The organism is Mycobacterium sp. IEC1808 (genome assembly GCF_002101935.1).
In the GTDB taxonomy this organism is placed as follows: Bacteria; Actinomycetota; Actinomycetes; order Mycobacteriales; family Mycobacteriaceae; genus Mycobacterium.
Window position 1 is genome coordinate 89,209 of record NZ_LQPV01000065.1, and the last position, 22,692, is coordinate 111,900.

The following is a 22,692-nucleotide window of genomic DNA, read 5'->3' on the forward strand; positions in this document are numbered from 1 at the left end:
TGGACAGGGCGCCCCGAGCGCATCGCTGCGCCAGCAAGGCCGTTTGTCGGGTCGCACTGCCGAATTGGCGTCGTGTTCGGCGACCCAACCTGCTCAAAGAGCGGGCGGCGCAGTGGTCGTGGGTGGCGTTGATTGTGCGCCTATAGCTTCGAGCGCCAAGGTGACTTGGGCTAGCCAGATGTTGTCGGTTAGTGGCTTTCCGGTGAGCTCGGCGAATCGACGCAGTCGGTAGTTCACGGTGTTGCGATGACAATGCATTTTGTCTGCCGTGGCTGCTACGGATTGGCCCAGTCGTAACCAACTTTGGACGGTCGCGATGAGGGGCTGGGCTCGCTCGGATGGTAGCTGGAGCACCGGACCTAGGGTGGCGGCCACGACAGCCTCGGCGGCGTCGGGTGAGCTGGCGAGTAATACGGGCAGCACGTCGCGGTTGTACCGGGTGGTCGGTCGGTCGTTGGCGGAGGCGGACGTGGCGACTTGTGCCTGCGCGCGGGCTTTCGAGCAGTCAGCGATAGCGGTAAAGGGGCTGCTGAGGCCGATCAAGATCGGGACGTCGGCGCAGATGTTCTCGGCGATGCCGTCCAGCGCGTCGGCGCGGTTCGGTCGTAGGGCCACGATCCCCACTTGCGAGTGCGATGCAAGGCGAAACCACGAACCTTGGACAGCGGGGTGCGCAGAAAACAGTGCCTCGATATCGGGGGGTGGCTGCTCGACCATGGGCGCCGCGGTGGTGGCCGCGATCACCGTCAGCTGGCCGGTCCGAGGCAGACCGAGGGCGGCGACAGCGTCCCAGAACGCTGCGCCGATGCTGGATTCGTTGAAGAGCACCGTATCGAGCAGGGCGGCACGCACTTGCTCGTTGCGCCGCGCGTCGCGGATCTCGATTTCGCGGAAAACCGCATGTGCGCGAAGCGAATTGGTGTTCATCCACGCGAAGATGGACGGTGTCGCCGCGATCAGCGCTTCCTTGTCGATTTCATCTGTGCCCGCCAGACGCGCGAGCTCATCCCAGATGGTCGCCGCTCCTAAGCGATAGGCGTGCAACAAACTGGATAGGGTTAGCCCCTCGCCGGCACGCCAAAGGATGGCCGAGTCGAAACTGACGTGATCCGGTTCAGCGCCCCGGTCGATCCATTCGAGCATCTCGGCGAGGTAGTCGGCGATGTTCTCGCGAACGGTCTCGTCGCTGTCTCCGCTGCTGTGCAGGTAGTCGGGAACTTCGCTGCGGAGCCGGATGAGGACCCTGGTGACGATCGCATCCGACTGCTGGCGGACCCGGTTGGCCAGGACTGTCAGCGGTCGTTGCTCCACCATGCACGGGATCGTAGAGCGAAGCGCGCCTTTGTGCGCGGGCACAGCATCCGCGATGGTGAATCTGGGCTGCGGTTCATTGTGAAGCCCGCACCGAGTGATCACCATACTTGTCATGAATGCCCCCGCCGAGCAGACCATCGTTCTGATCCACGGCCTGTGGATGACGCCGCTTGCCTGGGAGGACTGGGGCGCGCGTTACCGAGCCCGCGGGTTCACCGTCCTGACGCCGGGTTACCCGGGCGTGGACCCCGGCCCGGCCGGGGTTGCGGCGCTGCGTGAGGATCCCACGCCCTTAGCCGATCTCGGGGTGCGAGAGGTCTTCGATCACCTCGCCGAGCTCATCGACGAACTCGCCGAACCGCCGATACTGATGGGTCACTCCTTCGGGGGCACCTTCGTACAGCTCCTGCTCGACGCCGGCTATGGGCGAGCCGGTGTGTCCATCGACGGTGCGGCCGTCAAGGGCATCAACGCGCTGCCGTTCTCAGAGATCCGGGCTACATTCCCGGTATTGAAAAATCCCGCGAACCTGCACCGCGCGGTAGCCATCACAGCCGCGCAATTCCACTACGCGTTTACCAACACACTCACCGAATCCGCGTCCGAGACCGCCTATGAGCGTTACGCAGTTCCGGTGCCGGCGCGGATCCTGTTCCAAGGCGGATTGGCTAACTTCACCCACAACGCGGCTACTACTTACAACTTCGCCAACGACGACCGTGCGCCGTTGTTGTTCATCGCCGGAGGACGCGACCAGATCCTGCCGCCTGCCGTGCAGCACGAGAACTACACGAAAAACGCCAAGCACTCGACCGCGATCACCGCCTACAAGCTATTTCCCGAGCGAGACCACTTCACTTGTGGCGCACCAGGATGGGAAGAAGTAGCCGACTTCGCCTTGACCTGGGCGCTTGACCCCGTGCCCGGGGAACTCGACTGACTCCTTCTGCAACCCCTCGCGAAAGTAGTGACAATTTATGACCACGGTGCGCGCCGCCATCCTTGACCTCTTCCGCTCACACAACCTGACCACCTGGTTCGGCAACCCCGGCTCTTCGGAACTGGCTCTGCTGCAAGACTTTCCCGACGACTTCCGATACTTCCTCGGATTGCAGGAAATGATCCCGGTCGGGATGGCCGACGCATATGCGCAAGTCACCCGCCGGCCTGCCGTGGTCAACCTGCACACCGCGCCGGGCATGGGTAATGCGCAGGGTCAGATTTACAACGCCTACGTCAACAAGACCCCGCTGATCATCACAGCGGGAAACCAACGCCGCAACATGCAAAACCAGTACTGCCTGCTGACTAATCACGAACCCACCACCACACCAAAGCCTTTCGTGAAATGGGCGGCCGAGCCGGCGATCGCGAGCGAGGCCCCGGCCGTACTGGCCCGCGCGATCCACCTGGCCAGCACGCCGCCAATGGGACCGGTCTTCGTCTCACTGCCGATGGACGACATGCCGATCGAACTGACCGACGACCAGCTCGCCGATATCGCGGCGGTGCGCAATCGCACCGTGACCCATGCGACGGGTTTTCCGACCGAGCTGGCCGAGCAGGTCGGTGCACAACTCGACGCTGCGACATCGCCAGCGATCGTCGTTGGCGGCGATATCGACCGCTACGACGCCTATGACGCGGTGATCGAACTGGCCGAACGCACCGAATCGCCGGTGTTCACGGCGCCGTTGACCGGCTGGAGCGGTTTCCCGGAGGATCACCGGCTCTATCACGGCGCGCTGCCTCCGGGCGCCGGCTGGATCTCACAGATTCTCGGCGGGCACGACCTCATCCTGACGATCGGGACGCCGGTCTTTCGCTATTACCCATTGGTGCCCGGGCCTTACCTGCCCAGCGGCGCGCGCTTGATCCAGATCACCAACGATCCCGACGAGGCCGCCCGCGCCCCCGTCGGTGACGCGATCGTCGCCGACATTCGCGCCGCCACCCGGGCCTTGGCGGCGGCGGTGAAACCCACCCAGCGCTCCGCGCCCGCGCCGCGCGCCGCAGTCCCCGAACGGGTCTCGGAGCAGGTGCCGCTCAAGCCCGCAGATCTCTGGACCGCCGTCGCTCACGCCGCACCCGCGGACACATTGTGGGTCAGCGAAGCCGGCAGCAACGAGATCACCATGACCGAAAGCATCCGTCCGGGCAATCCGCGATCACATCTGTCGGCCGCCGGCGGTGGACTCGGCTGGGGCCTGCCGGCATCGGTGGGCGCGCAAATCGCGGCTCCCGATCGTCCGGTGGTGTCGTGCATGGGGGACGGCTCTATCCAGTATGCGATCACCGCGCTGTGGAGCGCGGCACGCTACAACATCCCACTCACCGTGGTCGTGGCGTCCAACGCCGAATACGGCGTGGTCAAAGAATTCGGCGTCTGGGAAAAGACCCCTAACGTTCCCGGGCTCGACATCCCCGGCCTCGACATCGTCGGCACCGCGGCCAGCTACGGCGTCGACGCCCACGAAGCGCACAGCTCTGACGAAGTGTACGAGTTGGTCCAAGCTGGCATCGCCGACCGCGACCGTCCCACCCTGATCAATGCGCGAACCACTCCGGTCCCGGGCGGATTCGGCAGCTAGCCTTTGAACACGAATTTGTGTGGTGGTCCCGGCTGGGTTGGTACCAGCCGACCTGGTCAACGTCCGCAGTTTTCAAGTCGGTATCGGGAATGGCGCTGAGCCGCGACGGCATCCTGACGCGTCATGAAGCCGTCCGATGTTGGCGGGTCGGTGGATCAAACGAGGCGGCGATCGATCGCAATGGGACGCCGTATCCGAGTCTTTGGCCGCCTCGAGTCAATCGGTACGCGGGCCCGTCCGAACGCCGCGAGATGAGCGCCACAGCGTGTGCTCGCGCGAGATTGCCTCCTCTGCGTGAGTGACGAACTGCGCCCAGTTGGTTTCGTCGACCGCTTCCAGCTCTGATGCGACTGCCGCCAACTCCTGGCTCGTCAATGCGTACGCGGTGGCCAAGTTCTGATGCTGCTTAGCCTGCAGCCACGCCGTCGTGCCGGCCGCGGCCGCAGCGAAAATCCCAAGCAGATCGACATCGACCCACCCCACGGCTTTCACGATGCCACCAAACAAACCGAGAAACTCCAAGGCCACGGTAGTCACTACCCAGAAGTCGGCGCGTTTAGCATTCCACGCCGCCTTCATCGCATACCAGCACTCTTGTTTTTGAATGCGCTGAGATAGGTAGATGGAGCGTCGGTCCTCAAAAGGCAGCGTCCGCACGTGGCGCATTTTGGCCGAGATTTGGCAATCGCTCCCCGAGCTAACATGCACTGGCAAGTCGCCCAGGTCTCGCAGGAGGTCAGCTATTTCCGCGAGGAACCTGGCATCCACGTCGGTCACGTCGCTCTCGAACGATTCGCCGCGCATCATGTAGCGCCAGCCGAGCGTTTTCGCCGATTCGGCAGCCGCCCGGCCCTCGTACCAAATTCGATCCGGTCGCTGGATTGCCATGAGCAGTTCGGCACCGAGCGCGCCCCCAAACGCAACGACCGCGATGATGCCCCCCACATGCAGATGACCGGCCTTCCAACCGATCGCCCCGCCGACGGCAGCGAGCACAATCCCGCCTAAGCGGATCTTGGACCACAGCAGGAACGACCGCTGGGCACGCGCCGCTTGCTGACTTGCACTACGTTGCAGGGCGGGGAAGTCGTCGGGCGCAAGATCCGGCGGGGGCGTCGGCACATCCCCATCCTTGCGCAACAGCGTTTTTCTGGGGCCCAAACGCAACACACAGAAAAACTTTGTTGAAGCCGAATTCGGGCTCGTTCACCAACGGCATTGGGATGATCAGCCAGATCGGTGAGTGGTTGTCCGATCACATCGCGATGCTGCCGAGCGGTCAGTGCCCTCACTGACGGCACGAAACATTCTGGCGAAACCAACCCGTTAGCCCGCGATCCCAGCGATAATGACCGAAAAACCGGGAGGCGCGGTGACTGCTCGTGAGGTGCTAGTGCCCGACGCGGCCGATCCCCCTGCGCACGAACCGCGGCCGCAAACTAATACACCAACAAAGCGATCCCAGTGGAAACGCGCGGTGGGTGCGGCTGGCGCGGTCATTGTTCTCGCCGCGATCGCCGTGGCCGGCTATATGCGTGCCGACGCGGCGCGCTCGCATTCATCCTCACAGACAACATCACAGTCGGCTTCAAACGTTCCTGATCAGGTCCGGGGCCTGCCGCCAGGTGCGGCGGCGTGTCCACGTGTTCAGACGGACGTTCAGAGACCTTTCAATGCCGGTGCACGAGGCACGCCGGCGACCAGCTGCAGTTTCGTTGAGCAAGTGCGCAAGGAGTATTCGGCGCACAGTACGCCGACCTCTGGCCCGAGCGAGTTGAGTGCGATCAGTCCGGCTACCTTTAAGTGGTACAAGCTTGCCTGCTTCAATTCAGGCGCCTACGCCACCTGCACGGGTGGAGCCGCCGCCGTCATATACCTGTACAACACGCTTGGTTCTTAGTCGGGAGTGGGCGGCAGTCCGGCACACAGCTTCCGATCGGCGATGTGCGGCGATACCCATTTCGCCCAATCTTTCTTGCTCATCGTTGTAGTCAGCTTGGCGCACAACGCATCCGCCGGAGAAACCGTTCCGCGGTGTGGGTTCGGCCAGATCCGGATTGTTCCGTCGACGCTCCCGGAGACAATGAGGGTGCTGTCGCGGCTAACTGCGACGGTGACAACTTGGGCTTGGTGACCAGTGAAGGTGTACTGGGTTCCGTTGGCGGCGCTCCACAGCTGCACGGTGTAGGGGTCGAAGCTTCCCGCGACTATACGATCCTCCGATGAGTCGGTCGATTGGGAGCTGAAGGCCAAACCCATGACCGCGTCGCCGATTTCGGCCGGGTCTCCCACCGGCGTGCCGGCGTTGACATCCCAGCGCTGGATCACCCCAACGGCCAAGTGGAGCCTGGCGGTTCCCCAGTCTGTGCTGCCGGTCGCCAACCGCCGTCCGTCGGGACTGAAACTGACACCGAGAATTTCGCCCGGATGGTTGACCGCCAGGTGCGATCGCTCGCTGAACGGTTTCGGTATCTTGGCGGCCGCGACGGCCTCCCACACCTCCTTGCCGGTGAGATCCCACAAGCGGACGATCCCCGCTACGCCACCCGATGCCAAACGATCGCCATGCGGGTCAAATGAAAGGCCGAAAACTATTGCGCGGTCCCTATTTTCCAGCGGGGTGGCTCGCGGTGACGGGGACGACAAGTCCCAGATGGTGATCTGCCCGTCGATACCCGCGGAGGCCAGCAGGTTGGCGACGGGATTCATCGCGATCGTGGTTACCGGCCGTCCAGTCTCGATCGTCTTGACGGTGTTGGTGGTCAAGTCCCACAGCCGGATCTTGCCGTCCGCACTACCGGAGGCGACCGCGTCGCCGGTCCAGTTGAACGCAACGCGGGTGACAACTCCTGCGGGCTCGGGCATCCTCCTGATCTCGGTAGCGGTGTAGGAGTCCCACAGCCGTACCGTCCCATCCACGCCTCCCGACGCAATTTGGTGGCCAACTGGACTCGTCGCCACACTGGTCACAGCTCCCTCATGACTGCCGACCAGGGGTCCTTTATGTGGTTGGCCAGCAACGGCGTTCCAGAACCGCAACGCGTGTTCGTTTCCACCGCTTACGATTTCGCCATCGACGATCGCGACGCTCAGGACCAGCCCTTGGTGTCCAATCATGGGGTCGCCGATGCGCTTCCGTTGCGCGACATTCCACAGCTGAACCGTCTTGTCATTGCTGCCCGACACTAGACTGGCTCCGTCGGCGTTGAAGGCGACGCTGGTCACGGGTGCCGTGTGGCCCGGAGCTCCAGGCATCGGCAATTGCCCAGCCGGGCCCAGCTTGTCGCTGTCCCAAAGACGCACCGTGTTGTCCGCGCCACCGGACGCGACCAGCTCATCATGCGGGCTGAAAGTCACACTCATGACCCCACCGGCGTGCGCGCTCGGTTGTACGGCGTCCGCCGGTATGTTTCCGCCCGAGGGCACCACTTTGACGACGTTCCAGACGCGGATGGCCCCGTCCGCTCCACCGGCCACAAGCCTGTCCGCCGCACGGTTGAACGCGACGGTGAAAACCGCTGTGGCAGTGCCGATTGGGGCCATATCGGCCCCGTCGGGGCGCGAGATCTCGATGACTCCGTCGACGCCGGCTGAGGCAAGGCGCTGGCCATCGCGACTCAAGGCTATGCCGCCCACGCGTCCCTCGTGCGGCCGCGGGAGAGACTTCGGAATTGGGTGTTGATCGTTGAGATTCCAAACCTGTACGACCCCTTCTTCACTGCCCGCTGCGACCACTTGACCGTCCGCACTGATCGCGACGTTGGTGAGATGAACGTTGGGCACGGGCAACAAGCGGCAGCCCCGATTGTCGGAGTTGGCGTCGCCTCGACCTGCCGCACATGCACTCTGGCGGAGGTTCTCCAGCCATTTCGGGGAATCGGTGTCCCAAATGCGCAGACCGCCGGTATCGGCCACGGCCAAGCGGTGGCTCACGTCGGCGAATGCGACGCCCACCACAGGAGCAGCGCCATTCGAGATAAGGTCAGTGCTGGACCTCTTGACGAGGGCGTCGAGCAGGGCCTCATCGTTCGGCTTGGTCTGTATTTTGTTCGCCGCTAACAACTCCTGAAAAGCTTGCACATCGTCACCGACGTTGGCGGCGCTCGATGTGGTGGCATTGCCTCCACGGTCGAGGATCGCCTGAACGTCGGAAGTCAGCTTCTGAGCGATTGCGTCCTGGGCGTTGCGCTTCGCTAGTTGCTGCTCATCGCGCGCGGTAATCAGCAGGCCCACCGCCACCAGGGCGACGACGACCGTACACACCAGAACGGCGCGCAGCACTCGGGAGCGTCTGCGCAGGACTAGCGCGTGGGCCTGAGCTAAGGCTGCACGGTCGGTTTCTGCCGCCGCAAGTTTTTTGGCCGCTTCCAACTCGGCTTCACGTTGTCGTTTCTCGGCGGCCAGATGCTGGTTCTCGTGTGCGCGGCAGGCTGCGAGATATTCGCGGTCAGTCTCGTCCAAATTTGCAGCCAAGTCCGGCCGCTGGTTGAGCCGCTCCGCGGCTGCGAGTCGATCCGCAGCATGAGTGAGCCAGGCGGTGCTTTTGTCCGACTTGGCCCAGTCGCGCGATGCGCGCTTCACGCCCTCCAGCACTGCCAGTAGAGCGGAATCCTCGGTCAGCCAGCCTTCAAGAAGGCTCCACTGCCGCAGTAAAGCCTCGTGTGCCGGCTCGATGGTGGTCTCGCCGGTCCGGGCCAGCCGATCGGTAGTCAGCAAACGCTGTTCCACAAGGTTCCGCAAAAGCGGCCGGCTCTCGCCTGGAATCTCCGAAAGACGTGCGACACGCCGCCGCGGTGCGCCCGTGTCGGGATCGATGTCTGCCAGCCACGGGATCATCCCGTGACGCAGCAGTGCCAGCCGAGCGGCGCGATCATTCGACACCGGCGGAGCCGTGTCCGCGGTGATTGCCTGCTCGACGGCTTCTTCAATCGAGCCTTTGATGCCCCCCAGGTTGCGATAGTCGGCAGCCGTGAGGCGACCGGTTCCTCCGTTTTCGAGATAGAGACGTTCCATTGTGAAGCTGAGCAGAGGAAGCGCATCCTTCGCTCCGCCAACCTCGATGTCCCGGAGCAGCACGCCGACCAACCCGTCGTCGATCTTCAGCCGCCGCGTCGCGTGTTCCAATCTCGTTGCCGGACCCTTGATCACCTCGACATAGGATCCGTGGGGCATGGGTCCCAAATCGAACGGGACCTTCCGCACCTCCTCGAGCGCCTTGACTTCCTGAAGTTGCGCATACGAGTCAGACCGGATCGCGATCACGACGATCAGCGCAGGTTTGTCTTCGCCGAGCAAGTCCCGCAGCAGGCTCAGCAGCTGTTGGGCCTGTTCGTGGCCTTCAGCGCGGAACAGTTCTTCGCCCTGATCAATCGAGATGACCACCGTCGGTGGCTTCCCCGGACCGTCGGCGTCGTTAGTGTCTGGCGTCGCCGCGTCGACAAGAGCTTGCAGGACGATACGCAGTGTCTCCGCACCCCCGTCGATCGCTGCTCGAATCCTGCTGCGTGGCAGGTCTATTCCCGCGGCATTCCGTGCGGATTCGAGTGCGCGCAATAAGCCGTAGTCACCGGAAATGGCGGCGCGTTCCGGTCTGACGATTGGCAGCGGTAGAAAGTCGCGATCGTAGCGCGTCAACCGGGCGAATAGGCCGGCGCGTAGAAACGATGATTTGCCGGCACCGGATGCCCCGAGAATCGCCAGAAGGCGCGGGGGTGAGTCTGCTCGCAATCCCCGTAGCTGATCGAGCGCCTCGAAAATGGGCGCGTCGCGTCCGAAAAAGATGCCGGCATCGTCAGCCTCCAACGGCCGCAGACCTCGATAGGGCGGGCGATCCGGTTCGGTTTCTGGCGGCCATTCAAAGAACCGCGGGTCTAAACCCGCCTTGACGAGGCCTGCACGCAGCCGCTTGAGGCCTTCTTGTGAGAAGGTCACGTGGCATTCCTCATGGGTGCGCGGCAACGTGACTCTAAATGGTCGGTGGTCTCGTCCCGACGCTAGGTCGACGACTTGCCACGTATCGCTCAGCTCCGCCGGTAACTCCGCCGGTCTAAAGGGCTCGATCAAGACGCCGAACAGACGTTTGCCGAGCTTGTGCGCGAGCGAAAGCTCTTTGTGGCACCAGCTCGATCCCAACCACGCACGCGAAACCAAAAACAGCACGGCTTCACAGCGCGCGGCGGCATCATTGAGCGCACGCTCCCAACGTTCGCCGGCCACAATGCCTCGATCGGGGTCGAGGTCAAGGAATACGTCGTCCCAGCCCTCGTCCGCAAGCCAGTCGCACAGACCAACGGCCTCGGCGTTGTTGACGCTTGAATGGCTCAAAAAAATGCGCGCCATTCCTCACCGGCCTGCCTGGGTCCCGATTCTGGAGGCGACCACCCGCGTTTTAGCGTCACACGCGCTGTCGCGCCAACCAAGCATCATCCGACCCTGCCGTCGGCAACCCTTAGCCCGGATCAAAACGGGCCCACGAAATGCAGCAACAGCTCACCTCAGCTGCCCGACTTACTAACAATGTGCACGCGAGCATAAGCGTTCGCAGCGATTATAGGTAGGCGGTTCAGCAACTTTCACAATTCTGATGTGATGCCAGCCTGGTCGCGTCCTGGCGGGGGACACGGATCGGCCGATCTGTGTTCACCTGGTACTAGAGGTAACCGGCGTCTTCTTTGAAACCAATCCCAATATGCAATTGCAAATCTGGAGGGATTGCGCGGTACGCGACCGTTGTCGATGCGCCCGGTCCCAGCGAGGCCGGCCAACTCTTTTGCAGTTGGCCCATCACCGCCGCCCGCCCAACTGCCGCCGAAAGACAACCCTGCCCCGGACTGGCTGCAGATCGCCAAGCAGTCGGACGACGGTCGGCTGATCTTTGATTGGCAATCGCGCGCACAAGAACCGCGCAAGAATCACGCAAGGTATCAGCGACATGGTTGCCGCAATTACGAGAGCAGCCGTGAACGGTGACTGCTCCGACCGCTTACCGCTCGCGGGAAAGGAACCGAAATGATCACGAGTTCGCGCCACTCCACATGGCGACGGCGCGCAGGCCTCGTCGCGCTGGCCGCGGTTCTGGCGGCCGGGTGCTCGTCGAACGATGCGACCGCATCGCACCAAGCGCCGGGCAGCCCCACGACATCCACGCCGGCCCCGGCCGCAGAGATGGCGGCTCATGGTGTCGAGAAAGCGATCGGCGACGTGCCCTGGTCGCAAGTCGGTCCGGGCTGGATGCTCGCCACCTGGAGCCCGGCCGTCAGCGTGCCCCCGGGCGTGTCGCCGCCTCCGGGCTCACCCGCGCCCGACACGGTCCCCGTCACCCTCTACCTCGTCGACCCGGCGGGCGGTCGCTATGCGATCACCTCCTTTCCGCCGAAGGCCGGACCCAGCGGGGTCGAGTGGTCGGGCGACGGCAGCCACGTCGTTTGGGCCTCCGCGGGCCCCGGGAAATCGACGGTGATCACCGAGCTCGACCTGCACAACGGCGCCCGCACCACGTTCACCGTTGACGGCTCGTCTGTCGCCCCTCGCTTCACCCGCCCCGACGGCAAGGCGCTGCTGCTGACTGTGGACAAAAAGCTGATGCGGGTCGACCTGGCCGGCAATCCGCAGCTGACCTATCCGACCGACAAGCTCGCGAGCGCCTTCGACGGTCAGTACCTCTCAACCCCGGACGGCACGCAGCTGGTGCTGGGTACCGCATCCGGCCTTGCTCTGATGGGCAACGACGGAACAGTCGTTAAGGAGCTGTCATCTGCGGGAGGAAGCTGCTCACCGGTGCGATGGTGGGACGCCGGCGCGAAGACCGTCCTCGCCAACTGCACTGCCGCAAACCAGCATTCACGGCTCTGGCTGGTCCCCATCGACGGTTCGGCACCGACCGCGCTGACCGCGCCGATAACGGACCCGGCGTCGCACGACACCGGCGACATCAGCGCGTGGCAACTGCCGGCCGGCACCTATGTCCAGTACGCGGGCGGATGCGGCGCCATCCACCTCGGCAAGCTCAACCCCGACGGCACGGTGTCCAAGGTGGCGGTGCCCAACGTCGATCCGAGTCACAGCATCTATGTGATCGGCGTCCACGGCGGGAACCTCGACCTCAAAGCCACGGTCGCCGGCTGCGGACCCGCCCAGTCGCTGCTCGAGTACGACCCCGCCGCCGGCACCACCAACGTTCTGCTGGGACCCCCGCTCAACGGCGGCGCGGTAATCAGCGCGGTGCCCTACCCGGGCGAGAAGTAGCATGCGACCGCACCAGCGGCTGTGGCGGCAACGCCGAAACGCCACGATCGTCGCCCTCGCCGTTGCCGTCATCGGCCTCACCGCGTGCCACTCGTCGCCGCGGTCGGCGCCGGCGCCCCAACAAACCGTGCTGCCGCTAGGCGGTCTCAACCACCCCGCCGGCGTCGCGGTGGATACCAACGGCGCGGTGTATGTCGCCGACAGCGGCAACAAACGAGTACTGAAGTTGGCCCCCGGGTCGAACAGCCCGACGGTGCTGCCGTTCACCGGGCTCAACTACCCCGACAGCGTGGCGGTGGACAAAGCCGGCGCCGTCTACGCCACTGACGACCACAACAACCGGGTGGTGAAGCTGCCGGCCGGGTCCAACGCCCAGACGGTGTTGCCGTTCACGGGCCTCAACGGCCCGGACGGCGTGGCGGTGGATTCGGCCGGCGCCGTGTATGTCGCCGACTACCTCAATGCTCGGGTGGTCGAGTTGGCCGCCGGGTCGACCACCCAGACGGTGCTGCCATTCACCCACCTCGGCCTCCCGCGCGGTGTCGCGGTGGACGGCGCCGGCACCGTCTACGTCGCCGACTTCGGCAGCAAGCGGGTGGTGAAGCTGGCGGCCGGGGCGACCACCCAGGCCGTACTGCCATTCGACGGCCTCCAAGACCCCGTCGGGGTGGCGGTGGACACCGCCGGAAGGGTTTCTGTCACAGACTATTTCAACAACGCCGCGGTGACGTTGGCGGCCGGATCGTGCACCCAGACGGCGCTGCCGTTCACCGGCCTCACCGGCCCCGAGAGTGCGGCGGTCGACACCGCCGGAAATGTGTATGTGGTCGACGGCCAAAACAACAGAGTCGTAAAGCTCTCGTCGGCACCGTCAACGACGCCGCCGGCGTGCCGACAGACGGTGCTGCCGTTCACCGGCCTCGACGATCCGTGGGCGGTGGCGGTGGACACCGCCGGCAATGTCTATGTCGTCAACAACGCCTCGGGCGATAACCGCAGCGGGGTAGTCAAGTTGGCGGCCGGGTCGAACGCCCAAACCGACCTGCGGTTCACCGGCCTCGGCTTCCCCGAGAGCGTGGCGGTCGACGCCGCCGGCAACACGTACGTCGTCGATAACAAAACCAACCGAGTGTTGAAGTTGACGCCAGACTCCAATACCCAGACCATGCTGCCGTTTTCCGGCGTCGCCCCCCGGGCTGTTGCGGTCGACACCGCGGGCGATGTATTCGTCACCGATTACCGCAACGATCGGGTGCTGAAGTTGGCCGCCGGGTCGAACACGCCAACGGTCCTGCCGTTCACCCACCTCACCGGCTCGGACGGCCTGGCGGTGGACACCGCCGGCGATGTCTTCGTCGTCGACGGCGACAAGGTCCTGAAGCTGGCGGCCGGGTCGAACACGCCAACGGTCCTGCCGTTCACCGGCCTCAAAAATCCGTGGGGCGTGGCGGTCGACACGGCGGGCGCCGTCTACGTCGCCGACTCCATCAACAAGAGGGTCCTGAAGCTCGCGGCCGGCTCGAACACCCAAACGGTCCTACCGTTCGTCGGCCTCGGCGACCCGCAGGGCGTGGCGGTGGACACGGCGGGCGCCGTCTACGTGACCGACCGCGACAACGCCGAGGTGGTGAAGCTGGCGGCGGGCTGATGGGTCGACGCGCCGATTCGCTATCTGCCTGGGCTGCAATATCTTTCGCATGCCGACCCACAGCGAACCGGCACAAGAACCAAGCAAGAAACACGCAAGGTGCCCACCGCAGCCTTGGTGTGACGACTACGAGAGCCGCGCCCGGCGGAAAGGAAAGCAAATATGAAGAACGCAAGAATCGCGGCGCTCTCCATCGCGACCGCCGTCGCCGCGCTCGCGCTGCTCGCCGTTGCCGTCATCGGCGCCACCGGATGCAGTAAGACGCCTCCGACTTACCGGGTTAGCGCCACCGTGCCCGTCGGCAAGTGGGCGTCGGGGGTGGCGGTGGACCCGGGCACCCACACCGTCTACGTCACCAACCGCGACGACGACACGATGTCGGTGATCGACGCCTCGACGCGTACCGTCAGCGCCACCGTGCCCGTCGGCAAGCCGTTCTATGGCCCGGAGGGGGTGGCGGTGGACCCGGGTACCCACACCGTCTACGTCACCAACTACGGCGTCACAGTGTCGGTGATCGACGCCTCAACGCGCACCGTGACCGCCACTGTGCACCTCGGCACGGGCCCGGAAGAGAACCCGGCAGGGGTGGCGGTGGACCCGGACACCCACACCGTCTACGTCGGTCGACTTCGAACGGCCGCTGCCCACGTCGGCAACTACGACGGCACGGTCTCGGTGATCGACGCCCCGACGCGCACCGTCACCGCCGACGTGACCGTCGGCAAGCAACCACACGAGGTGGCGGTGGATCCGGGCAGCCACACCGTCTACGCCACCAACGCCACGGACAACACGGTGTCGGTGATCGACGCTTCGACGCGTACGGTCGTCGCCACCGTGCCCGTCGGCAAGAACCCGGGCGACCTGGCGGTGGATCCGGGCACCCACACCGTCTACGTCGCCAACGGCGGCGACGGGACCGTGTCGGTGATCGACGCCTCGACGCGCACGGTCAGCGCCACCGTGCCCGTCGGCAAGAACCCGGCCGGGGTGGCAGTGGATCCGGGCACCCGCATGGTCTACGTCGCCAACAACGCCGACAACACGGTGTCGGTGGTCGACGCCTCGACGCGCACCGCCACCGCCACCGTGCCCGTCGGCAAGCAACCACACGAGGTGGCGGTAGACCCGGGCAGCCACACCGTTTTCGTCACCAACGGCGGCGACAACACGGTGTCGGTGATCGAATCTCGATAGTGCGGGCAAGGGCTGGCCGGGGCAACGGATTGTCTTGTCCGCCAAGCATCGTGGATTTAACAAGAACCGGACGAATCCAACGGATCATAGAGTGCCCGAGCCGTGTTCGTGCAGGTCAGAAGGGTGGTCCCGGCTGGGATCGAACCAGCGACCTTCCGCGTGTGAAGCGGACGCTCTTCCACTGAGCCACGGGACCCGGCGCCGACGGGCGAACGACGTCGAAGGGTAGCACGAATCGGGCAGCGCCGAACTCGCCGCGTGCGTCGGAGGGCGCGCTAGCCTAGAGCCGCAACGTAACCAAGAGATTTGTGTGCGCCCGCTCGGGTGGACTATCGTCGTCCTTCGCGACGGGCGACGATCTCGCTCGTTGCGCGCGGACGTAGCGCAGTTGGTAGCGCATCACCTTGCCAAGGTGAGGGTCGCGGGTTCGAATCCCGTCGTCCGCTCGAAGGTGCAAGTGGCATCAATCCCCCGCGGTGGAGTGGCCGAGTGGTGAGGCAACGGCCTGCAAAGCCGTGCACACGGGTTCGATTCCCGTCTCCACCTCCAAGTTTTTACCCCCAGGCGCGATTAGCTCAGCGGGAGAGCGCTTCCCTGACACGGAAGAGGTCACTGGTTCAATCCCAGTATCGCGCACCAGAGTTCGTAATGCTCAGAGGCGTAATCTGAGACAGCAAGCCGGTCGCGTGAACTACATGTGAACTGGTCGACAGCAAGCTAGCAACCCGTCTGAGAGGTAGCTAGCCATGAGCACCACGACCGACCCAAGTCCCGACGTCCCACTTCCCGCCGGCGCCGGTGAGTCCTCCGGCGGCTGGATCGATCGCGACGAGACCTACCCCCTGCCGTACCGCATCGCATACTGCCACCGCTACGACACAACCGGCTTGATGTGGGTCGAGGGGTCGGCCATTCAGCTCAACGACGGCCGCGTCGATGGCGAAATAGAGCCGCCAAAGATAAGCGTCTACCCGCCGGAAATGTTCAGCACCGCGGCGGCACGCCAACTCGCTGCCGCCCTGATCGAGATAGCCGACCAGCTTGACCAGTGGGTCACGTCCACCAAAGGACACACACCATGAGAGCCATGAAGGGTGTGTTGGTGGTCGCCCGGCGATGAGAGGTATTGGCGGTCTGGTGCTGCTGGTGCTGGTGCTCGGCACCATCGCCCGGTTCTGGGTGTGGATTGTCGGCGCGTTGGCGATCGCGGTGCTCTTTGTCGCGCTGTGGCGGTTCGCCGGCCGCATCGACCGTTCGCTTGCGTCGTGGGAGGCGCGGCGCCGCGCCCGGGCCGACGTGCTCGCGGCGACCGCTCACCGCGCGGACGTCCAGAACGCGCAAGTGCTCGCCGGCGACGATCGCGGTGTTTACGGCGACTATCCCCCAAGCCATTTCAACGCCCAAACGTACGCTCGTCGGACCTCGGTTCAGGCATCCGGAATCTATCGAACGGCTCGCTGACGGTCGGGTTAGGCTTCCGCGGTCGCAATCCACCTTGGAAGCCTCCAACATGTGTCAGCATCAGCGAAGGCTTTAGCGAAATCCAGTTCAAAGCTACGGGAGCCCACAGCCATGCCAGCCCTTATAGCGACCGCGATAGTGATCGGCTTGATCGTGCTTGTGGTCAAGACGCTGGTCGACTTCTGGCCGGTTATTCTGGCGATCGTAGTCATCGCGCTTGCGGCCAAGTTCCTGCCGCGGGTCATAAGGCATATCCTCAAGGAACGGTACTTTGCCAGCGAACAGTTCTTGGCTCACAAGGCCAAGATCGCAGCGGTGGTCGCCGAGCACAACGACGTTGCCGAGTACGTCTCAGAGATTCGCAGCCGCGGATCGTTCAGTCTCGGTGCGTCGTCCACCGGCGCACAGGCGCATCTGGCGTCATTCGAGAACACCAGCCATCACAATTATCGCCGGGACCGGAACGTTGCGAACTACCAGTCATCAAATGTGCACAACTGCTCGCTGCAAGTCGTCCGTAGCGCCAGCGCCGACCCCGTCAAGTACGTGATGAAGTACTTCAACATCAAAGCCGACGAAGCCAGCCTCACCGACGTGGAGAATCTGGGCGAGGACATCACCCGACTCGAAAATGCCATCAACAACCTCGAGCAGCGGGAGGCGAGTATCACCAAGTCATTCAATCCGCCTGCCTTCATCCTCAAGTACTACGCGGACGAGTTTATGAAGCACGTCGGCGTCGAGCTGTCGCCAATCGGCGTTCCGTATCCCACATACGTTTTTGAGTACGTCAGTGCCGGTGGGAACAGTTCGCAGCGGGCAACCGTCAAGTTGAACACCCCAACGATCGACGCGCTCATCGAGGCGCTGTCGCAAAAGATCCGTTTCAGCAAGAGTGCCGCCGGCCAGCGCGCCCTGATGACCTCTAAATTGCGCAACCTAATAAAGACGCGTGACAACTACACCTGTCGGTACTGCTCGGTGTCGCTTGCGGCTGAGCCTCACTTGCTTCTCGAGGTAGACCACGTTATCCCGCTGTCAAAGGGTGGCCTGTCCACGCTGGAAAATTTGCAGACTCTGTGCTGGCGATGCAACCGGACCAAGTCCAACAAGGTAGCGTCCACGCAGCGATGACCATGATCCCGCCATTCCCGGGAGGAACGCTCGCCCCCTCCGACATCGACCTGATCAAAGGGGCGAGCAACAGGGACTGCTGGAAATTGCCGTCGTGAGCGAATCGACCCTCACGCAGAAGACGCTGTCGCATCGAATCGCTCAGATGGGGCTACGTGCCCCTCGCGTCGTGTTATTGGTACCCGGCGATGGCGAATGGCACTCCATGGCCCGCAACGGAATTCACGCGATAACAGCCATGTGGGGAGGGGCTGGCTGGCTTGTGGTCCCTGTTTCGTCGGCCGAGGTGCATCCGGCGCTCCTGGCAGCGCTCAGAGAATACGACCCCGATCAGATTGCGATCCCTCCAGCAAACTCGTTCGTCGCACGCAACGATATGAACCTGCTCCACGATGCCCAGGAAGCTATCTCGACTGCGTGCGCGAACTATCGATCGCCCATCGCGACGTCCATCGTTTCGCCTAACGCGCGTCATCTTTGGGCACCGTACTTCTCAACGAGTGGCCCCGGTGCGCTCACTCAACTTAGCGATGTTCTCGCCAACCCGTCGACCGGCAGCGGCGACGCCACCATCGGTGCCAACCCTGCCCTCGGGGGCACAATCGGATTGGCCGCGGCGGCAAGATTCGGACTTTCCGATCCACCCGCCCGACCGGAAACACAGATCGATGATCAACTGCGAAACCGAGCTGTTTTTCAGCTCCTTTCGGGTTCGGCCATCGCCAGCTCCCTCGTCGGCGTGACGACTCGAGATACGGCACAGGGTCCATTCATCACAGATTTCCACCGGACTACCTACGGCCTGAGCAGCGTTTACGAGAACGGACCCGAAAGCTGGCCACCGGCTATAGTCGTGTGGGGCAACAGCCCGGCCGACTTCGCGCTCGCTATGGCCTGGGATCGGACCTATGGGAACGGGATTTGGCTACCAGATGAGTGGTGGCGAAACCGGGCACTACGCCCCCAGGTGATCATGGGGATCAACTCCCTGGCAGAACGTATGCTTTATCCGCTGCACCGCGAATGCTACTTCACCTCAACGTCACTCAGCCGACGGCAACTCCAAGAGCGACTCCGCGGATGCAACACCGGGAGCGAACGACGCCTCGGCGAACCACTCCTCCTGCCTCCCAGAAAAGCCATTATCTATCCGGTGGAAACCATCCCATTCCCTCGATACCAGAAGAGCTGGTACGCCATCGGTCGCAGCAACGCGTCGCAGTGGTCGACTGCCGTCCATGAGAAGGCCGGCACAGTCGAGTTTGCCACGCTCCCACCGCTTCCCGACATTAGAGTGCCGGACTTTAACACGATCGAAGCTAATGCTCGATGGCACGTCGATATCGCCGTCGTCGGCCAACACATTCCCCCCACAACGGCGCTGCACGAGCGGAATTTGCTTGCGGGACAACAATCTTCTCCCGCGATCCGGATCAGATCCTCACGCCGCGGAATCTCCTTCGAAGCGCATGACGCATTCATAATCCCGGCCGGCGCGTCGATCGAAGAACGACTCGCACGGCCGCTTATTCGCTACCCTTCGCTCCTGGACTGGGCTCACGCCAGGGCAGAAGTTCACGGAATGAGCACGAGATTATCGACCGCAGGTTACAGGGCCGAGGTTCTGGCCAAGCTTCTCGGAAGTCGAGCCGATCTCGCGGAACTCATTGCAGGACAGCTACTTTCGGCGTTGCAGGCTTTCAATGCAACAGACCGAAATGCGTTTTCCAACAACGAAGGTTGGATCGTACGCAGGCAGGCTTTCCTACGCTTTGGAGGCATGTGCAAGAAAGCTGGTATACCGTCCGACGCGGCCGCCCGCAACCAGATCGATCAACTGGTCCGCACAGGAATTTTGCACCGAGGACTGATCCTCGAGTGCGCTGAATGCGCAGAAGTTGCGTTCATCCGCCTCGAGAACGTTGCAACAACTACAACGTGTCAGCGCTGCGGCGCCGAAAACTACCTAACGCGCGAACGTTGGCGTCCACCCGTGGACGACGAACCCCTATGGTTCTATGACCTACACCCAACAGCACGTGCTTTCCTTCAAGCCGACGCAAATGGCCATGTGCCCCTACTACTCTCGCGCCACCTTAGAGCAAACAGCCAATGGGCCTTCACTGACGCGCCCGAGTTTGAGTTGACCCGAAATGACGACCCCGTGGTTGAAACAGACTTACTTGCGCTCGTCGACAGGCAATTGATCTCGGCGGAAGCAAAGACCACAAAGACGTTGGGTAAGAACCGCGCAGAACGCATGGACGCCGCACGGAAACGCGTGCTCTCGGCCAAGCTCCTGGTGGCGGATCAAATAGCCCTCGCGACCACTCAAGACAGTTGGGAACGCTTGAGCGTCGAAAACATGAAGTCGGCCATTGACGCCGAAACGTGGGACACAGGAGCAGCCCCGCGGCTCAGAATAGTAACTGGGCTCGGCACGGAGTCTATTACTGATGAATTCGCAGATTAACGCGGCGCCGCCGCGCCATCACCGCGGCGTAAGCTGTGTCGCCATGGACGTCAAAGACGACTCGTCAGATATCAACAACGCGTGACGCGGCCCAGCGCTGCCACGCGCACGGCCGAGGCAAATGTATTCCAGCACAGCGGATCGGGGATCGAATGAAACAGCTTCCCTCACTGTTCCTGGTCGCTCTTTTGATCGTCGCATGCGGGTCTAACCACACGACGGCGTCGTCGTCATCATCGCCGCCCACCCTGCCTACCGTGCCTGTGTCTGCGACTATGACCGGACCACGGCCAACCACCCAGGCACAGGCATGCGATCAACTGACATGGCCGCGGCCAGTACCGGCCATCGTAGGCGTCGAAATTGGCGATCAAGGGGCACTTTTATGCTGGGACGAAGTCAGGGCCATAGCACCGGACGGTCACGACCCCTTAAACAATCCCAACGATGGGGATAAAGGTGTCGCCTATCGGATCACCGACCTCTCGCCCGCACCTGGCACCCCCATTCAACGCAAAGACGTGATAACCGCGCACGTTGTCCCCGAACCTTTGCCACCCACTCAGCCAGCGTTCTACCCGTGCAACTGGGTCACCGCAGACGATGCGGCCAGGTTTTTCGGCGACTCATCATCAACCGTCCTGCCCACCGCAGACGAGCCCGGCGCGTCGCAACCGTTTTGCACATACAACAGCGGCTCTCACATGGTCACCTCTGCGCTACAACTGCCTTCTTACTTCGCGGTGGACGCGCAGACTCAACAAGACATAGACGCCGCGACCTGGCACTCAAGCGAGGTAAGTGGCCTCCCCGGCCGCGCATACTGCGGCATCTCAGAGCGCGACAACAAAAAGTCAGCGCTTTTGCAAGTGCTTCTCAGCGGCAATCGGCTATATCAGGCAATGGGCTGGCACGGCGAATCATGCGACACGCTCAAACAATTCGCCCAAACAGCTATCCCCCGCATTGGTTCCACTGGTTGACCCGGTCTGCACGGTTCGTTTAACGCTACCGCCCTTCAACGATCGCTGCGGCGCTCTAACCCGACAACCGGCGACTCCCGTGTCGCATGCGACGACTATGCCCGATTTTCCAGCGCGAGCGTTGTCCTCGGGGCAAAATTCCTTTTCGAATCATCGCAAAGGATGGGGCGCCCATGCGATCAATCATTGCCGTCGTCATCGTCGCAGTCGGTTACAGCATTATCGCGCTCGCCGCGCCGTCGACCGCGACGGCCGACGAATGCCCGCCCGGCTACTACTGGTCCAAAGCTCACAGCACCTGCGTGGAGAGACCAGACGACAACCCAGTCGGTGCAGTCGCACTCTGCGGCGATGGAAAGTACTCGCACAGCGAATCACGCAGCGGCACATGCTCGAACAACGGCGGCGTCGCCCAGCGGTGCCCCTGCGGCGGCGCAGCAACGCCACCGCAGCCAGAATCCGACGCAGACCAGGTCTTCCTCACTCTCTTTTCACAAATCCCCGGAATACACCTCACCGACCAAGCAGCGGCAATCGCCAGCGCCCACGCCATGTGCGCCGACCTTCAAAGCGGAAAGGAGAGCCCTGCCGATGCTGCCGTTAAGACCACGAACAACACCGGACTGACTCCCGAACACGCCACTGCTGTCGTCAACGCCGCAATCACCGCCTACTGCCCCCAATTTCTGCACTAGAGGCTACAGCGGGCGCCTCTGCGCATCCGCGAAAACGCGCTTCACGAAACCGCTTCTCCGGCAACAGGTAAGAGCCGATCGTCCGACGTCACTCGCACCCGCCGCCGTGCGCCGGGGCCGAACGGCAACCGCGGCCGCGGCGCCGAAGGGTCCCGCTCACGATCGCGAGACCACAGCGCATCCTCGAGCCGCCCGACGCCAACCCCTACCGTCTTACCGGCCTCGAGCGCATTAAGTGAACCCCGCCGCGGGTAGAGGAAGAACCCCTCCCTACCGTGCTCATTCACGCCTGCCGGCCGCTTCTTCCCTATCTCAATGCCGTCGATCACGAGTGGCTCACCGCCGCGGCGGTCATACCTCTCACGCTCGTATACCAAGAGCGCGTCATAGATGCCCGGCATGTGCAGACCAGCGCCCCGACTGCCCCGCTTAACTTGCGGCATCTGGATCACCCCTGCGGCCCCAACGAGCATGCGCGGCCCGCCGCGCCTTCCTCGTTGTCGGCGAAGGACGCTCCGGCAGTTCGGTCCGGATCGCCTGCACCATCCGCGACGTCGACTGCCGCAGCAGCCGCAACTCGGCTGAGAGCTTGACCCGCAGCTTTACGTCATCGCCGCACTGCTCGTACATCGCCGCCAGGTCGACAGTTCGATCGATCTCAGCGGCCAGCAAGTCCAACTGGAACCGCTCCTGCGGCGACCACTCCAACGCCTCGCCGCGCTCTTCCCCCACCAACGCCAACTGTTCGTCAAGCGAGCGCAGCACCGCTTCCGCCTCAGCCGAACTCGACCTCCTGCGCTGCCGTCGGCTCTTAGTCTGCAAAACCGTGACACCCGAAGTGTCACGGTTACTGTCACGGTTTCCGCGGTGCGCGCGCTGCCGACACGTCTGCGAACAGTACGACGCATTAGAGCGACCGATGAAGCCATCTCCGCAGCTTGCACACTTT

14 protein-coding genes and 4 tRNA genes are annotated in these 22,692 nt (G+C 63.4%); 13 read left to right on the plus strand and 5 right to left on the minus strand.

Annotated features, from left to right (window positions below; translation table 11 throughout):
• Window positions 1-93 precede the first annotated feature (93 nt).
• The gene (locus AWB92_RS25495) at window positions 94-1,314 is read right to left on the minus strand and encodes a helix-turn-helix domain-containing protein (protein ID WP_158090406.1); all 1,221 of its coding nucleotides are present in this window, start codon (window positions 1,312-1,314) and stop codon (window positions 94-96) included.
• Window positions 1,315-1,426: 112 nt separating this feature from the next.
• Here AWB92_RS25495 and AWB92_RS25500 point away from each other — a divergent pair, with 112 nt between their 5' ends.
• Together AWB92_RS25500 and mdlC are read left to right on the plus strand one after the other, a co-directional pair.
• On the plus strand, window positions 1,427-2,254 hold the full coding sequence (locus AWB92_RS25500) for an alpha/beta hydrolase (protein WP_085190634.1): 828 nt from the start codon (window positions 1,427-1,429) through the stop codon (window positions 2,252-2,254).
• A 37-nt stretch (window positions 2,255-2,291) separates the two neighbouring features.
• Entirely contained in the window at window positions 2,292-3,905 is a 1,614-nt protein-coding gene (mdlC, locus tag AWB92_RS25505) for a benzoylformate decarboxylase (RefSeq protein ID WP_085190636.1), read from the plus strand.
• A 216-nt stretch (window positions 3,906-4,121) separates the two neighbouring features.
• Here mdlC and AWB92_RS25510 read toward each other — a convergent pair whose 3' ends face one another.
• Both AWB92_RS25510 and AWB92_RS25515 read right to left on the minus strand, forming a co-directional pair.
• The gene (locus tag AWB92_RS25510; RefSeq protein ID WP_158090407.1) at window positions 4,122-5,027 is read right to left on the minus strand and encodes a DUF4231 domain-containing protein; all 906 of its coding nucleotides are present in this window, start codon (window positions 5,025-5,027) and stop codon (window positions 4,122-4,124) included.
• 774 nt (window positions 5,028-5,801) lie between these two features.
• Window positions 5,802-10,244, minus strand: a complete 4,443-nt coding sequence (locus AWB92_RS25515) for a TIR domain-containing protein (protein WP_085190640.1) — start codon at window positions 10,242-10,244, stop codon at window positions 5,802-5,804.
• Window positions 10,245-10,913: 669 nt separating this feature from the next.
• Between AWB92_RS25515 and AWB92_RS25520 the strand changes: the two genes are divergently transcribed.
• From AWB92_RS25520 to AWB92_RS25530, 3 genes are all read left to right on the plus strand, one after another.
• The gene (locus AWB92_RS25520; RefSeq protein ID WP_085190642.1) at window positions 10,914-12,149 is read left to right on the plus strand and encodes a hypothetical protein; all 1,236 of its coding nucleotides are present in this window, start codon (window positions 10,914-10,916) and stop codon (window positions 12,147-12,149) included.
• 1 nt (window position 12,150) lies between these two features.
• Entirely contained in the window at window positions 12,151-13,797 is a 1,647-nt protein-coding gene (locus AWB92_RS31190; RefSeq protein ID WP_085190644.1) for an NHL repeat-containing protein, read from the plus strand.
• 162 nt (window positions 13,798-13,959) lie between these two features.
• On the plus strand, window positions 13,960-14,997 hold the full coding sequence (locus tag AWB92_RS25530) for a YncE family protein (RefSeq protein ID WP_085190646.1): 1,038 nt from the start codon (window positions 13,960-13,962) through the stop codon (window positions 14,995-14,997).
• Window positions 14,998-15,121: 124 nt separating this feature from the next.
• Here AWB92_RS25530 and AWB92_RS25535 read toward each other — a convergent pair.
• A tRNA-Val gene (locus AWB92_RS25535) sits at window positions 15,122-15,193 on the minus strand.
• 177 nt (window positions 15,194-15,370) lie between these two features.
• Here AWB92_RS25535 and AWB92_RS25540 point away from each other — a divergent pair.
• The 8 genes from AWB92_RS25540 (at window position 15,371) to AWB92_RS29905 (ending at window position 21,743) form a co-directional block, all read left to right on the plus strand.
• Window positions 15,371-15,443: transfer RNA gene (locus tag AWB92_RS25540), tRNA-Gly, on the plus strand.
• Between the two features lie 29 nt (window positions 15,444-15,472).
• Window positions 15,473-15,546, plus strand: a tRNA-Cys gene (locus tag AWB92_RS25545).
• Window positions 15,547-15,561: 15 nt separating this feature from the next.
• A tRNA-Val gene (locus tag AWB92_RS25550) sits at window positions 15,562-15,636 on the plus strand.
• A gap of 107 nt (window positions 15,637-15,743) precedes the next feature.
• A complete protein-coding gene (locus AWB92_RS25555) occupies window positions 15,744-16,079 on the plus strand; it encodes a hypothetical protein (protein WP_085190648.1) in 336 nt (111 codons plus the stop codon).
• Window positions 16,080-16,113: 34 nt separating this feature from the next.
• Window positions 16,114-16,458 carry a hypothetical protein gene (locus tag AWB92_RS25560; protein ID WP_142282309.1) on the plus strand — a complete coding sequence of 115 codons (345 nt, stop codon included), beginning with the start codon at window positions 16,114-16,116 and terminating at the stop codon, window positions 16,456-16,458.
• Between the two features lie 147 nt (window positions 16,459-16,605).
• On the plus strand, window positions 16,606-17,592 hold the full coding sequence (locus AWB92_RS25565) for an HNH endonuclease signature motif containing protein (protein WP_346962960.1): 987 nt from the start codon (window positions 16,606-16,608) through the stop codon (window positions 17,590-17,592).
• A 94-nt stretch (window positions 17,593-17,686) separates the two neighbouring features.
• Window positions 17,687-20,065: a hypothetical protein gene (locus tag AWB92_RS29680; RefSeq protein ID WP_142282310.1), complete on the plus strand. Its 2,379-nt coding sequence runs from the start codon at window positions 17,687-17,689 to the stop codon at window positions 20,063-20,065.
• Window positions 20,066-21,221: 1,156 nt separating this feature from the next.
• Window positions 21,222-21,743, plus strand: coding sequence for a DUF732 domain-containing protein (locus tag AWB92_RS29905; protein ID WP_158090408.1), 522 nt, complete (start codon window positions 21,222-21,224; stop codon window positions 21,741-21,743).
• A gap of 429 nt (window positions 21,744-22,172) precedes the next feature.
• On the opposite strand, the gene AWB92_RS25580 is transcribed toward AWB92_RS29905, so the two are convergent.
• The gene (locus tag AWB92_RS25580; RefSeq protein WP_241523577.1) at window positions 22,173-22,508 is read right to left on the minus strand and encodes a hypothetical protein; all 336 of its coding nucleotides are present in this window, start codon (window positions 22,506-22,508) and stop codon (window positions 22,173-22,175) included.
• Window positions 22,509-22,692 lie beyond the last annotated feature (184 nt).